10 protein-coding genes are annotated in these 16,368 nt (G+C 32.4%); 7 read left to right on the top strand and 3 right to left on the bottom strand.

Translation table 11 applies throughout. The annotated features are described in order from the left end of the window. Positions 1–11 precede the first annotated feature (11 nt). The 6 genes from PMI_RS01365 to PMI_RS01340 all read left to right on the top strand — a co-directional run bounded on the left by PMI_RS01365 (position 12) and on the right by PMI_RS01340 (position 10,951). Positions 12–1,976, top strand: coding sequence for a M10 family metallopeptidase C-terminal domain-containing protein (locus PMI_RS01365; protein ID WP_012367536.1), 1,965 nt, complete (start codon positions 12–14; stop codon positions 1,974–1,976). A gap of 230 nt (positions 1,977–2,206) precedes the next feature. Further along, complete coding sequence (locus PMI_RS01360; RefSeq protein ID WP_012367535.1) at positions 2,207–4,270, top strand: M10 family metallopeptidase; 2,064 nt, start codon at positions 2,207–2,209, stop codon at positions 4,268–4,270. 609 nt (positions 4,271–4,879) lie between these two features. After that, positions 4,880–6,355 carry a serralysin family metalloprotease ZapA gene (gene zapA, locus PMI_RS01355; protein ID WP_004244908.1) on the top strand — a complete coding sequence of 492 codons (1,476 nt, stop codon included), beginning with the start codon at positions 4,880–4,882 and terminating at the stop codon, positions 6,353–6,355. Between the two features lie 162 nt (positions 6,356–6,517). Further along, the gene (locus tag PMI_RS01350) at positions 6,518–8,257 is read left to right on the top strand and encodes a type I secretion system permease/ATPase (RefSeq protein ID WP_004252439.1); all 1,740 of its coding nucleotides are present in this window, start codon (positions 6,518–6,520) and stop codon (positions 8,255–8,257) included. Positions 8,258–8,273: 16 nt separating this feature from the next. Next, positions 8,274–9,599 carry an HlyD family type I secretion periplasmic adaptor subunit gene (locus PMI_RS01345; protein WP_004247333.1) on the top strand — a complete coding sequence of 442 codons (1,326 nt, stop codon included), beginning with the start codon at positions 8,274–8,276 and terminating at the stop codon, positions 9,597–9,599. Continuing rightward, entirely contained in the window at positions 9,599–10,951 is a 1,353-nt protein-coding gene (locus PMI_RS01340) for a TolC family outer membrane protein (protein WP_012367534.1), read from the top strand. The genes PMI_RS01345 and PMI_RS01340 overlap by 1 nt, the downstream gene beginning before the upstream one ends. A gap of 488 nt (positions 10,952–11,439) precedes the next feature. Here the strand turns inward: PMI_RS01340 and arnT are convergent, their stop codons facing one another. Both arnT and PMI_RS01330 read right to left on the bottom strand, forming a co-directional pair. Beyond that, positions 11,440–13,086: a lipid IV(A) 4-amino-4-deoxy-L-arabinosyltransferase gene (gene arnT / locus PMI_RS01335; protein WP_012367533.1), complete on the bottom strand. Its 1,647-nt coding sequence runs from the start codon at positions 13,084–13,086 to the stop codon at positions 11,440–11,442. Between the two features lie 353 nt (positions 13,087–13,439). Continuing rightward, on the bottom strand, positions 13,440–13,778 hold the full coding sequence (locus tag PMI_RS01330; RefSeq protein ID WP_004244914.1) for a carboxymuconolactone decarboxylase family protein: 339 nt from the start codon (positions 13,776–13,778) through the stop codon (positions 13,440–13,442). Between the two features lie 131 nt (positions 13,779–13,909). Between PMI_RS01330 and PMI_RS01325 the strand changes: the two genes are divergently transcribed. Then, on the top strand, positions 13,910–14,293 hold the full coding sequence (locus PMI_RS01325) for a DnaJ family domain-containing protein (protein WP_012367532.1): 384 nt from the start codon (positions 13,910–13,912) through the stop codon (positions 14,291–14,293). A 39-nt stretch (positions 14,294–14,332) separates the two neighbouring features. On the opposite strand, the gene PMI_RS01320 is transcribed toward PMI_RS01325, so the two are convergent. Next, positions 14,333–15,907, bottom strand: coding sequence for an AbgT family transporter (locus PMI_RS01320; RefSeq protein WP_004244916.1), 1,575 nt, complete (start codon positions 15,905–15,907; stop codon positions 14,333–14,335). Positions 15,908–16,368: the final 461 nt, after the last annotated feature.

Genomic DNA, 16,368 nt, shown 5'->3' with positions numbered 1-16,368 from the left:
AAGGAATTTATATGACTATAGTAAAAAATGTTAAAGAAACGACTAATTTCTATTTACCTAAAGGGATCATCACAACAGGAACTATGATAGGTTGGCCAAAAAAATCACCAAATGAAATAACAACAATAACTTATACATTTCCAGATCATAACACATACCGAGAAATTATAAAAAATAAAAACCCATTAACAGAAAACATGAGAAAAAAAACGCTAAAAGATATATATGAATATTATAGGTTAGTAAATATTAGAGAACAAAAAAAACAAGAATTAAACACCATTGAAGATAAAGATAGTGAGGCTTCAAAAAAAAGAATAAAAGAATTAGAAGAAGGAATAAAAAAAATAGCAAATGATATTTATACTATACTAGATAATATACCTATCTATATTTACTCCACTCAAGAAACAATATTCCCTCATCAACAAAAAGTTATCGAAGAAATATTACAACACACCTCAGATATCGTACCTATATTTTTTAAAAAAATATCACCATATACCAATGCTGATTTAAAATTTGGCTATTATAATCAATTTGTTAATATATCTGGTACAAAATTCATTTCAGGTTATCGAAAAGGCAGTGCTAGTCATCCTAACGAGGAAGGTACACCTATAAAAGAGATAAAACCAGATGAAGAACATGATGATCCGGGTACTATATTTATTGATTTTTCTTCACGCGAATATTATAAAACAATTAAGCAAGATAATATTGATGAATATATAGAAAATGAGGCAGATATCTATGATATATATTATATTAATAATGATAAAACTATTACAATAGCAAGGGGTAATAATGAGTTACGCAAAGAATACCAACAAAATAAACATAAAATCGGCTCATTTGTATATCATACTTTTATACATGAATTAGGTCATTCTCTAGGGCTATTTCATATTTGGGAATACATACTAAATGAAAAGCATAAAGTATTAGATTCAATTAAATACTCAGTTATGAGCTATAAGTGTCCTGATATTAAAGATGCAGATTTTGGTGGCCTTTATCCTATGACCTTTATGCTAGTAGATATATTATTGTTACAATATCTCTATGGCGAAAATATGACCACACGTCTTGAAAATAATACCTATGGATTTAATTCCAATACGGGACGCGCCGCTTACTCTTTAAATAGCATAGAAGATAAATTAGTGAGCTGTATTTGGGATGCGGGTGGAATTGATACATTAGACTTTTCCCTATATACCGTTAATCAAGTCATTAATCTCAATGAAGGCTGTTTTTCAGATATTGGAGGATTACGGAGTAATATCTCTATTGCCTATAAAACGATTATTGAAAATGCGATTGGTGGTAAAGGTGATGATACTCTCATAGGAAATCCTTTTGATAATAACCTCATAGGTGGTGATGGCAATGATTTATTCTATGGCGGTGATGGCAATGATTTATTTTATGGTGGCTCTGGAAACGATGTTATATACGGAGAATTGGGAAATGATGTGCTCTATGGTGATGATGGAGATGATATGCTTATCGATTATTATGGTGCTAATATGTTAGATGGTGGTAAGGGTAATGATCGGATCTGTGTAGCCTCAACAGATAGAGGGCTTCCAGGTAGAAATATCATTCTAGGGGGAGAAGGTGATGATGAAATATATTTGGGCACAGGAACTCATCGTATAACAGGTGGACAAGGAAATGATGCCTTTAATTTTTTCTGTTATGAGGGAGTTGAAAGCAATAGCTCAATTTGGGATTTTGAAAAAAACAAGGATAAAATAACGTTGATCACTAGAGATTATAGAAAAATAGATATATCAAAAATGAAAAAAGTTGATAAGTTATCAGGAAGTAAAAATGAATTTTCATTAAATTATAACAAACCAGCCAATAAGACCATCATAGATGTTTCAACATCTTCTAACGACAATAAGTCCATTGTACATATAGAGATTGTCGGTATATTTAACCACGATGAACTCTTTGCGGTATAAATACATTTCACCATATGATTTGTAAAATTTTAAATTATTACTCTATAAATAACCATCAATTATTACATTAATAATAATCTAGCATAATATGCGTATAAATAATTAATAGTAATCAACTAAAAAACATACTAATAAATAGTGTGTTTTTATAAAATTTATTCCCATATATATCTCCATTAATTATAAAATTAAGAAATATAGAAAATTCTCTTTTGGTAAAAGGATTTAGTATGAATAGTTTTAACTCAATAAAAAAACCAACTTATTTCTATCTACCTGATGGTAAAATTGTTATAAATTATATGTATGGTTGGCCTAAACAACCACATAGTAATATCACCAAAATAACATATATATTCCCTGATTATGATAAAAAAAGAAATTACTCAAATAAAAAATATTCAGTAACAGAAAAAGATAGAATAGAATCAATAAAACATACCGCTAAAGTATATGAATTGACCTATCTTAAGGAAAAAAAAGAAAAAGAAATCGCTTCATTAAAATATTATAGAAATAAATATTCAATAAGTAAAATAGCTGAATTAGAAAAAGATATAGAGGATATAGAAAATAGTATTAATAAAAATAAGAATAGTATACATCCTTATTTTTATAATACACAAACAACCATATATCCTCATCAACAAGAAGTTATTTCCGATATTCTTAATGAAATTGCCTATATAACACAAGCAAAGTTTGTTGCATCTAATCCAGAATTCGATGCCGATATAAAATTTGGTTTTTACGATGATTTTCATATTAGTCATGGTTCAATAGAATTTTCATATACCACCAGAGGTTTTGCAACCTATCCTAGCAGGTATTCAACCCCTATAAAAAAGATAAATATTGATGAACAATACCAATACTCTGGAACTATATTTTTAAATTTATCATCACACCAATATTATAAGATAATACATCAAAATGATCTTGATAATTATATAAAAACAGAAGGTAATATTGGTGATGCTTTCAATTTTAAAGATAATGGTACTGTTCTGATAATAAAAAAAACCAATACTCTAATTGAAACACTAAAAAATAATAAATATCAGCCAGGTACATATCATTATAAAGTTGTTTTGCATGAAGTTGGTCATGCACTCGGGCTAAGCCATAGTTGGCAATACTTAGAATATAAAGATAAAAATCATGTATTAGCTTCATTGAAATATTCTGTTATGGGTTATGATATACCAACCTCAGAGCATGCTGATTTTGGTGGTCTTTATCCCATGACCTTTATGCTGCTAGATATATTATTATTGCAACAACTCTATGGCGAAAATATGACCACACGCCTTGAAAATAATATCTATGGATTTCATTCTAATACCGGACGTGTCGCTTACTCCTTAAAAAGCATAGAAGATAAATTAGTAAGTTGTATTTGGGATTCGGGGGGAATTGATACATTAGACTTTTCCCTATATACCGTTAATCAAGTTATTAACCTAAATGAAGGTAGCTTTTCAGATATTGGCGGGTTACGGAGTAATATCTCTATTGCCTACAAAACGATTATTGAAAATGCTATTGGTGGATCAGGTCATGATACTATCATAGGAAATAGTGCTAATAATGAACTTATAGGTGGTGATGGTAATGATACTATCAAGGGTGGTTTGGGTAATGATCACCTCTATGGTGGTATGGGTAATGATATTCTCTATGGTGATATAGGCAATGATTATCTCTATGGAGGTATAGGTGATGATATTCTCCATGGTGGTATGGGTAATGATATTCTCCATGGTAGTATGGGTAATGATTACCTCTATGGAAATAAAGGTAATGATAAACTCTTTGGTGGTGATGGAGATGATACCCTTGTTGATTATTATGGAAATAATACATTCATTGGCGGTAAAGGCAATGATCTATTATTTTCGATATCAAAAGCAGGACGAAATGAACTTCAAGGTGGTGAAGGGAATGATATATTTTATTGTGGATTAGGTACTAATCTATTATATGGTGAACAAGGAAATGATACTTTTAACTTCTTATGCTATAAAGGCGCTAAAAGTTATAATTTAATTTTTGATTTTAATACGAATGAAGACAAAATTATTTTTGTTGATCAAAATTATAAAAAAATCGATATATCAAAAATGAAACGAGTAGAACAATTATCAGGAAATGAAAATGAAATAGTTTTACATAATGATATTCATACAAATAAAACCACAATAACTATTTCAACAGCCAATAACGACCATCATTCGACTATCTTTATAAAACTTGAGGGTATATTAAGTTACAATGATCTTTTAGATATATAAAGATATTATTCTAATTAACAATAAGGATTATGATTATATTGTAGTCCTTTTTTATTTAGATGTTCTGTTTTTTAGCAGTATAAAAATAATACATTATGTTATTTTTATTTTGTTTATTATTCACCAATATTATTATTACTATAGAAATAAAACAAACATCAAACATCAAACATCAAACATCAAACATCAAACATCAAACATCAAACATCAAACATCAAACATCAAACATCAAACATCAAACATCAAACATCAAACATCAAACATCAAACATCAAACATCAAACAACTTAACATAATAAACGATACATTAATTTTAAACAAACCCATTAATTAAATTAAAAATCAAACTTAAGTAAAATTTTCCTTTCAATTATAAAACAATAACTAACAATAGAAATCATCTAAAAATAAAATATAACTATACTTATATTCACCTCATTAAATTATTCTGACTTAAAACACACTTTACTTCACAATTATTTAAAAACTTATTTTACCCCCCTAGATTAATAATAATTAATGTCTATCTTTATCCTCAATGGCATTCGCCAGATAAATATATTTTCAGTATGAAAATAAACTTAACCTAAATTTATATCTGGAGGATATTATGGGATCTTTTTTATTAAAAAAAGCCGTTGGGTTATCTAATATTTCTGATTTATTAGATAAAAGCGGGATCTTCTATAACTATTCAACCAAAGTATTACCTTCTTTTGATTATGATACCGCAGGAAAACATATAGCCCGTGAAGATTCCACTTGGAATGGCAAATATGTTATTGGGCAACCCGCTGAGGTGACTTATTCATTCCCAAAATGGGAAGGCAAATTTAATCAATTTGGTAATAAGAATCCTTATGAATTTAATGAATTACAAAAAGAGCATGCAAGAAAATCTTTAGATGCATGGTCTGACATTGCAAATATTAAATTTACTGAAGTTGCTGTTGGGAATGTTGATGGAATGAAGGCTTCTGACGTAAAAACAGATATTACTTTTGGTAATATCTATGATCCCAATGGCACATTTCAGGCTTATGCAACATTGCCTAATACCTATGCTTATGGAAAAGATCTTTCTGGCCAAGCATGGTTTAGTGATTATCATTATGCAGGTAATACTACACCAGAATTGGGTAATTATGGTCGTTTAACTATTATCCATGAAATTGGTCATACACTGGGTCTTATGCATCCTGGTGATTATAACGCAGGTCAGAATGTTCCAGGTTATTTAAAATCTGATTATGCGGAAGATAGTCGCCAATATACAGTAATGAGCTATTGGGATGAATATGAAACAGGCGCCCACTTCCAAGGTGCTTATGCCGGAGCCCCTCTCCTTCATGATATTTCTGCTATGCAATATCTCTATGGCGCAAATACGACTACCAGAACAGGTGATGATGTATATGGTTTCAATTCAAATACTGGGATTGATTATTATACGGCTACTGATAGCAATGATAAATTAATTTTCTCTGTATGGGATAGTGGTGGTAACGATACATTTGATTTCTCAGGCTTCTATCAAGATCAACTGATTGATTTACGTGCTGGGAACTTTTCTGATGTGGGGGGATTACAGAAAAATGTTTCTATTGCACAAAATGTTACCATAGAAAACGCAATTGGTGGTTTTGGTAATGATATTATTCATGGTAATGATGCTGATAATACTCTTATTGGAGGCGAAGGAGACGATATTATCTATGGCCATAGTGGTAATAACACTATTTATGGTGGTCGTGGACAAGATACATTACATGGTGGCACAGGAAGCAATACCTTTATTTATAAAGAAATTGCAGATTCTTTAGTATCAGCCGCAGATAAAATAATGGATTTCAAAACCGGTATTGATAAAATTGATTTATCAACATTAATTCAAGATACATTTAGTAGCAAAATTCTTAACTTTGTTGATAATTTTACAGGAAATGCTGGCGAAGCAACTCTTAGCTATAATGAAGTAACCAATGCTTCTGAATTAGCCATTAATGCTTATGGCTATAATTATAATCCTGATTTTAAAATTGATATCGTAGGTTTTGTTAATTACGAAACTGATTTTATTGTTTAAGTCATAGTTGGGTAGGAGAAAGTTATTTCTCCTACTCTCTTTTGCTTTAAATGAAGCTATTTTGATATTCATAATAATAAATAAAGTGAAAATAGACGCTTCTTTAAGACCAACAAAAGATATTTAGTACTAAAAATAGACAAATTAAATCAGGAATACCACATGCCACAAATAAAATATAATAACGAGATAACAAGTATCATAAAAGAGAGACGAAAAGTTTTTCTCTCTATTGGGCTATTTACCGCTTTAATTAATATATTAATGTTAGTCCCTTCTATTTATATGTTACAAGTTTACGATCGAGTATTACCATCAGGTAATGAAATGACACTATTGATGCTAACAATCATTATGTTAGCTCTTTTTATCTTTATGGGAGGATTAGAATATTTAAGAAGCATTATTGTTATACGTATGAGTAATAAATTAGATTTATCACTTAATTCACGCATTTATACTGCAGCTTACCGAGAAAAATTAAACAAAATAGCGAATATTAATCCAACGTTAGCATTAACAGATCTAATTACTTTACGACAATTCATTACTAGTCATGCCATATTCACTTTCTTTGATCTACCTTGGTTCCCTATTTACCTTTTAGTTATTACTTTATTTAATCCTTGGTTAGGATTATTTGCACTTTGTGGTGCCCTTATCTTATTTGCTTTGGCTATCCTTAATGAATATCTATCTAAAAATCATTTAAAAAAAGCGAACAATTTTGCCAATCAAGCACAACTAATACAAAGTCATCATTTAGAACATCCACAGACTATCGAAGCGATGGGAATGCTTAGTCAATTACGTAAACAATGGCAAACCTCTCATTTCAAATATTTACAAGCACAAACACAAGCCAGTGATAATGCAGCTGGTATTAACGCTATCACAAAAGTAACACGTATGGCATTACAATCTTTAATGCTAGGTTTAGGGGGATGGCTTGCTATTGATAATACTATCAGTCCTGGAATGATGATTGCCGGTTCAATACTTTTAGGTCGAGCATTAGCCCCTATTGAGCAAGTGATCAATGTATGGAAAAGTTGGGATAGTAGTAAAGCAGCCTACAATCGATTGACAACTTTATTAAAAACATACCCTCAAGAAAATAAAAAAATGGCCTTACCTAAGCCTCAAGGCCAATTACTTGTTAATATCGATGAAGCCGTGTATCCACACAGTGACAGAATATTACTAAATAATATCAATTTTGCTCTATTACCGGGAGATATACTAGGTATTATTGGCCCGAGTGCTTCTGGTAAGTCTTCTTTAGCAAAATTTATTGTCGGTATATGGCAGGTCAAAAAAGGCATTGTGCGATTAGATAATGCGGATATCTTTCAGTGGAGTAAAGAAGAAATTGGCCCACATATTGGTTATTTACCTCAAGAAATCGCCCTTTTCCCCGGCACTATCGCTGAAAATATTGCACGCTTTACTGAGGTTGATCCTCAAAAAGTGATCCAAGCCGCCAAAATGGCACATGTACACGAGATGATTTTACGCTTTCCTCAAGGATATGAAACCCAAATTGGTGCTCACGGTGAAGGATTATCCGGCGGACAAAAACAACGTATTGCATTAGCCAGAGCATTATATGGCGATCCCACGTTAGTTGTCTTAGATGAGCCAAATTCTAATTTAGATGATTTAGGTATTAGAGCGTTAACACAGGCGATCGAAACATTAAAACAGCATAAAAAAACCGTTATTTTAATTACCCACCAAAAACAGCTACTTTCTGTCACTAATAAATTATTAGTGATATTTGATGGAAACACCAAATTATTCGGTCCAACGGCGTCTGTTATTGCTGAATTAAATAATCCAACTATCACAAAAACGGCAAACACTATTTCTTCAACACCAGCAACCTCAAATAACGCTTAATTTTTCGGAATTGATTATGACTATAGAAAAAAATGTTATACCACTGTCAGAAAAAATTTCAGATGATCCAAAGAAATTTCTCGTTATTGGATGGACTGTGGTTTTATTAGGCTTAGCAATTTTTATTTTTTGGGCTGCTTTCGCGCCCCTTGATAAAGGCGTTCCTGCAATAGGAAACGTAGTAATATCGGGGAATAAAAAAAGTGTACAGTCTTCTGTTGAAGGTATTATTACTCATATTTTTGTAAAAAATGGTGATCCGGTATCTGCCGGACAAACCCTGATACAACTAAGCCCTATTCAATCTCAAGCCTTAGTAAAATCGTTATCAGAGCAATATGATAATTTACTGATCACTCAACAAAGATTATACGCTGAACTTAATCAACAAACTTCATTTAAATTAAATAATAGCGATAAATACTATTCATCTACTGAAAATAGAGAGAAGTTATTACTACAACAAAATCGTTTATTAAATGAAAAAAGTGCAGAATTAATAAGTGAAATAAATGGTTATAAAGCAGCTATCGATGGCATTACTGGTCGCCTAACCCATCTAAAGCGCTCAATTCAGAATAAAAAGAGTCAAATTAGTAATCTACAAAATCAGCTTAATGATTTACAAATATTAGCTAATGAAGGATATATTCCTCGTCATCGATATCAAGAAATGGTGCGAGAATTAGCAGAAAATAATAATCAACTCAACGAGACTTTTGGGCAAATAAGTGCATTAGAAAAACAAAAATTAGAATATGAGCAAAGAATATTGCAACGTAATGCCAATTTCCACCAACTAGCTCGAACAGAGCTAAATAAAATACAATTACAAATCAGTGAAACAGAAAAACAACTTATTATAGAAACAGATAAATTAGCTAAAATGGCAATTATCGCACCGATATCGGGTACTGTGATGGATCTTTCTGTTTTTACCCAAGGTGGCTTTGTAAAAACAGGTCAGACATTGATGGATATAGTGCCTGAAGATCATCAACTTGTTATTGAAGCGCGTCTTGCTCCGCATCTTATTGATAAGGTAACTCCTGGCCTTCCCGTTGATTTGATCTTTAGTGCCTTTAATCAAAATACCACGCCAAAAATTCCTGGTGAAGTAACGATTATTTCTGCCGATAGATTAATTGATGAACGAACAACTGAGCCATATTATCAAGTTCTTATTAACATAAAAGATTATACATTATTAGCAGATAATAAAAATAAATTGAAAGCAGGTATGCCCGTTGATGTATTTATTAAAACTGGCGATCGCTCATTATTAAATTATCTTTTCAAACCAGTATTGGATAGGCTCCATACTTCATTAACGGAAGAATAATGATGCTAATAAAAAAACTTTTTACACTTTTTTCCGTAGGACTCCTAAGCTTGCCAGCTTCAGCGGTTACACTGTCTGATCTCTATTTTTTAGCGATTAAACATGATCCCACATTTAATGCTGCGGTAAAAGAGCAAGTAGCAGGTAAAGAGTATGAAAATATCGGGTTATCACAATTGCTACCCAATATTTCTGTCAATTACAAAAATAATCCTCGCAACTGGCAACGTAAGGCTTATCCAATAAATATATTTCAGGATAAAATAACAACAGTTGAGTATCAAAACTATCAAAGCTATTCTGTCAACGCGATTATTAGTCAACCACTATTTGACTACACCGCATTTAGTGAATACAAAGCTTCTATCATTAAAACATTATTAGCAGACAGTCATTATCAAAATAAATTTTCAGAATTAATTATTCGACTTATTGATAATTATATTCAAGTTGCTTATACACAAGATAAATTATTGCTAAATCAAGCACAGCAAGAAATCTATCAAAAACAACTAGCTTCAAGTCAACGCCTATTTGAGTTAGGAGAAGGAACCAAAACAGATATTGCTGAAATAGAGACTCGTTTATATTTAACCCAGTCACAATATACCGATCTTCAATTAGAAATTGAAAAGGCTAAAAACAAACTCAGTGCTATGATCGGTTCACAATTGCCTACTCATGAGCACATCGCAAAGCTAACTGATACAAAGTTTGTTCTTCAATCACTGGCTCCCGATGACTATTCCACATGGGAAAAAAATGCCATACAAAATAACTTAAAGATACAATCTGCTCGTCATGAAATGGCGATAGCTAAACAAGAGATTGAGAAAAATAGAGGAGAATTTTTCCCAACAGTACAATTTTATGCGGCTTACTCTAGTAGTAATTCTGATAGTAATAATACCATTAACCAGAAATACCAATCTGCTAACGTGGGTTTTTATGTCAGTATGCCTTTATTTAATGGGGGTAAAACAACGGCATCAATGCGTCAGTCGACAGCAAAATATCAGATGAGTGCATTTGAAAGGGATGCTATTATTCAAAATATTATGCAGGAATTAAGATATCAATATCAAATTTGCTCAACGAGCCATATTAAATTGATGGCTTTTGAGCAAGCCGTTAGTTCCGCTAAGTTACAATTAAATGCAACACGAAAAAGCTATATTGGTGGTCAGCGAACGATGGTTGATGTGCTTAATGCGGAAGAGCTTTTATATAGAGCGCAGCAAGATTTAATCAAAGCCAAATATGATTATATTCAAGCTTGGGCATTATTACATCAATATACCAATACTCTAGATATTGAAAAAATAAAAATTATTGAAAACTATTTTCAGTAGCTGAAAATATATATTTAATTTAACTCAATACTATAATAAAAGCCCTATAATTAATCAGGTTATAGGGCTTTGCGTCTATGATAGTTAGTCTAATAGGTTACTTAGCTTATTAGCATATCGTATTTTCATCACTTCTTTTTATTACCGTACAACATTAATACACGGTGAGTAAGAGCAATTGATGCCAGACCGATAATACATTCAGTTAAAAAAATCAGCATAAATTCCCCCTATTCATGAGTACATTTTGTCTGGGTGGGGGTTCTGATAAAGTTAAGTGACTTGTCATATAGTGCTTAGCTAACTCCGTTCTAATGGACACATTTTAAACCTACCATTAAAACGACAAAGAGCAAAATATATTTACCGACAAATTCTGTTTTTTAATCTAGATCACATATAAATCACACGAAAAGCAAAATCGTAATACATGATCAATACTCACTGAGAAAAAACATCACAGCAAAATAAATATTAAAGCAATTCAGCTAATTAAAGAACACCAGCGTTAAATCGCCCTCTTTTTCTACTATCGGCTTTTCCTTTAATGTAGTCAATTTAGTCAAAATCTGCTTTCTATCAGGTCTGACTAAAACAATCGCTACCCCTTTATATTGGTTTGCTTCAATTAATGCTAATAGCTGTTCAAGGCTATAGTATTTATTTTTTACATCTGGGTAATTTAAACCATAAGCCAACTCACCTTTCGTCTCTGTTAAACGAATATCAGTACGTTTTAGTCCCCAAGCAAGTGATGTACCAATACCAACTTCGTCCGTTAAAAGATACGATTTATTACTCAAAGGCTCATAATAACGTTGGATAATATTTTCTGGTGTACTCCTACTTTCTATCTTTTCTGGGATTGCATAGCCAATAACTAAACTTAGTCCGATAGAGCAAAACATCGTTAAAAACTGTGTTTGTCTAAACAGCGCCCCCGCACCAATCACACTCCAAAATAAAAACCCACTTATTGCTAACACTATTTTTAACGTTTCATTCGTATCATAAAGCGCAAATTTGGCACTGTATAAAGAATAGATAACGGCTGATATACCCATTAGCCCAAAAGCAATATTGATAGATGCATTCACTTTGCTAATTTTCTCATCAGGTCTATCTTTTAACTCTTCGATATAGTGTGCAATTAAAATAGATAATGGCACAAAGCACGGTAGCATATAGGTTAATAGTTTTCCTTTTGAGGCTGAGAAAAAAGCAAAAAAGAGAGTAAACCACAGCAGAAAATAGAGTGTACCTTTTTTTAAAGAGAAAGCTGATTTTAATGCACCAAATAAAAAACCTAGCCAAGGCAATACACCCAATATAACTATCGGGATATAGAACCACGTTGGTTGTGAGCGAGCAGACTCTTTAGCAATAAAACGCTGTACATGTTCAACCCAGAAAAAATAATTCCAATAATCCGGTGCTTGTAATGCAACAGTAATCACCCAAGGTCCAGCGGTAATAGCGAGAGCTAACAGTGCAATAGAGGAATAGCAAACCACTTCTTTAAAGCGAGCTTGACTAATTGCCATGACTAAAAAAACTAATGCAGGTAAAACAACCGCAATAAAGCCTTTTGTTAAAAAACCAAGTGCGCAAAAAAAGCCAATACCCATATAAGCAATTATTTTGCCCTTTTTATTCGGGGTCGATAACGCAACTAAAAATGAGTACATTGCAGCGGTCACAAACAGCGTCACAATAGGATCTAATATATTATAAGTACCTATTGCTAATACCAGAAAAGAAGATAAAAAAACGGTCATAGCATTAAAAGCAAGAGCGCTATTGCGCCAAACTACCATTGCCGCTTTATAAATAAGCCATCCTGTTAATAAGGTTGATGTTACTACAACAATACGCACCGCAAAATGGCTTTCACCAAATAGCCATTGAGCAATACAATTGATCCAATATCCTAAAACAGGTTTTTCAAAATAACGAATATCAAGAAGATAAGGCACTGACCAATTGCCAGAAACTAACATTTCACGGCTAATTTCAGCATAACGAATTTCATCTGGTTGCCATAACAGTCGCGTTTCTAAAGGAATAAAATAAGTTAATAAGATAAATAGGAAAAACAATAACCATTTATATCTTTCTGTCATCGCTATATTCATAATTCCTCAAATAAACGCACTACATTATTTATCAACATCAATTAGTCATAATATTTTATAAAAAATTCAAATATATTTATTAAAGCTTTATTAATAAAAAGAGAGAAATAAAAAAATATTATTAAAAATCAAATTGTTATCTTTTATTTTTTTACGTAAAAATACTCACAATTCCTTTATGTTTTTATAAAAAAAGGTTATCAATAATAATTTCCTTTTGGCATTTCACGAATATAACTAATACCATTAGTAATCATTAAGAAAAACTAAAATATAAGTGAGCCACTATAAGCTTTAAAACCCAAAAAGCCAGCAATATGCTGGCTATAATGATAACTAAATTTTATTAAATACTATTGACTAAATTCTTTAAAAGCCCCCATGGTATTGGACGCATACATCACAGAAGGGCCCCCTCCCATATAAATCGCGACGCCCAATGCTTCTGCAAGCTCCTGCTCTGTCGTCCCTAATTCAACTAGGGTTTTAGTATGAAAACCTATACAACCATCGCAACGATTAGCAACAGCAATGGCAATAGCAATCAGCTCTTTGGTTTTAGCATCGAGCACACCATCTTTAGAGCTTGCTTTGGTGGTACTCATAAATGACTTCATAACTTCAGGAATATTTTTAGATAATGCCCCCATATTCCCCGAGATGTCTGTTACTATTTCTTGGTACTTGCTCATTTTACTCTCCCTATAACAATATATATTTTTATATAATATAAAAATATAATATCATTTTATGTGATTTGATCAAGTGAAATTAAGTTTGTTATTTTATTGATTACATTAGTCATTAATGTTGAGGCTGAATAATGTCAATTCTTGATGAATGGGCGGAGCGCCACATTGAAAAGGCGTTGAAAAATGGTGAACTCTCTTCTTTGCCAGGAGAAGGTAAACCCTTGGTATTAGATGATAACAGTCATGTTCCTGAGTCTTTGCGGACTAGTTATCATTTGCTTAAGAATGCCGGCTTTTTGCCCCCAGAAATGCAAGATAGAAAAGATGCATTATCTTTAGCCGAAATATTAAGTTCACTTTCAGAAACTGGCATCAAAGATGAACAGTTACAAAAAAAACTCACTTTACTCGAATTAAAATTACAACAGGCAGGAATGGACACACAGTTTCTACATACGGACTATGCAACCCAATTAACAGAAAAGTTAGCAACACATAAAGATAAACACAAATAAGCCTATACATCCTTGTATAAGCTTATCTAAAGAATAATATTATCCCGCATGCGGTGAATAATAAATTGGCGATCCAGGCCCTACAGGTAAGTGGAAAACAAATACCCAAAGGTAGAATAACAGTGACCAACCAATTAAGAAGATAATAGAATATGGCAACATCATCGAGATCATAGTTCCAATACCCGTATCTTTCTTATATTTTGTGGCAACCGCTAAGATTAAACCAAAGTAACTCATCATTGGCGTAATAATATTCGTCACCGAATCACCTATACGATAAGCTGCTTGAATAGTTTCTGGTGCATAACCTGCCAGCATTAACATAGGAACAAAAATAGGCGCCGTTACTGCCCATTGCGCGGAAGCTGAACCAATCATTAAATTGATAAAGGCGCAAATTAAAATAAAGCCCAAAAATAGCAACCCACTTGGCATATCAATACTATTAAGTAAAGCCGCACCTTTAACAGCGATCACTTGCCCTATATTTGTCCAGCCAAAAAAAGCCACAAATTGAGCAGCAAAGAAAATAATTACTAAATAAAGACCTAATGTGCTCATAGAGTTTGCCATGGCATCGACAATATCTTTATCTGAACGCATAGTCTTAGCTATCCAACCATAAACAATACCGGGGATAGCAAAAAATAAGAAAATGAATACAACAATGGATTTTAAGAATGGTGAGTTACCAATTAAACCTGTTTCTTGGTTTCTTAATATGCCATTTTCAGGTACGACAGTGAATGCCAGAATGATGGCCATCACAATAAATGTTCCTGTTGCTGCCCATAGTGCTTTTTTCTCAAGAGGGGTAACTTGCGCAGCATTTTTTAGATCAGTTTCTTCATCATCTAATTCATTACCATTATAAGGCCCTAACTGAGGCTCAACGATTTTTTCTGTGATGATGTAGCCTAAAAATGTAATTAAAAAGGTGCTGACAAACATAAAGTACCAGTTTGCTTCCGCACCAACAATATAGCTTGGGTCAATAATGCGTGCTGCTTGTTGTGTAATACCTGATAATAATGGATCGATAGTCCCTAACAGTAAGTTAGCTGAATATCCGCCAGATACTCCCGCAAACGCAGCAGCAATCCCCGCTAATGGATGACGACCTAGCGAATGGAAAATAATTGCCGATAGCGGGATCAAGACAACATATCCTAATTCAGCTGCAGTATTTGACATAATACCTGCAAATACAATGGCTAATGTGGTCATTTTGCGTGGAGCTTTCATAACCACTAAACGCATAACGGCTGATAATAATCCCGCTCGTTCAGCTATTCCGACACCGAGTAAAGCCACCAGTACGGTTCCTAAAGGAGCAAACCCTGTAAAATTGGTAACAATATTAGCAAGAATACGTCGTATACCATCAGCATCAAGTAAACTGATAATATGAATATAACCATCTTCAGCGCGCCCTTTAGCGCCTTCTGGTCGTGGATCTTGTACTGTAACGCCGAAGTATTCACCAACCGCTGAAGATACAAGTAAAATAGCAATTAAAATAATAAATAAAATAACGGGATGGGGGAGTGCATTTCCAAGCCATTCCACTGTGCGTAGAAAACGACTTCCTCCCTGTTTTTTTGTTTGCATGATTTATCCTTTTTATAAAAAAACAGAAAATGCACAGTACACAACCAAATTTGTTTTTACTATCCGTAAATACCTATCATATAAATGATATTATCTAAAATTAACACTCAAACAATGAAAAAAAACATAATTTAATTAATACAAAACAATAAGTTAAAAAACATACTATCAATTATAGATAACAAACATTAAAATCAATTTATAATATCTAAAATTAAAAAATGCGCGCAAGTTAACACTTTTTAACATTTTAAAGTCTATTTATTAACCTTTACAGAACTAAAAACTCCTTAAAAAGTACATAAAAAGCTTCGAATACTCTAATAAACCTGATAATAACGGCTGAAATTACTATTTATAGTCACATCATTACAAGAATTAACTAAGAGATGTTAAAAAAGAAGTCTATTTGTGACTAAGCGGTATGATAATAAAATAGGAGAAAAGCCTAATAATAGCGT

Origin of the sequence: Proteus mirabilis HI4320 (assembly GCF_000069965.1) — a bacterium.
In the GTDB taxonomy this organism is placed as follows: domain Bacteria; phylum Pseudomonadota; class Gammaproteobacteria; order Enterobacterales; family Enterobacteriaceae; genus Proteus; species Proteus mirabilis.
This window is presented reverse-complemented; position numbering and strand designations above follow the sequence as displayed.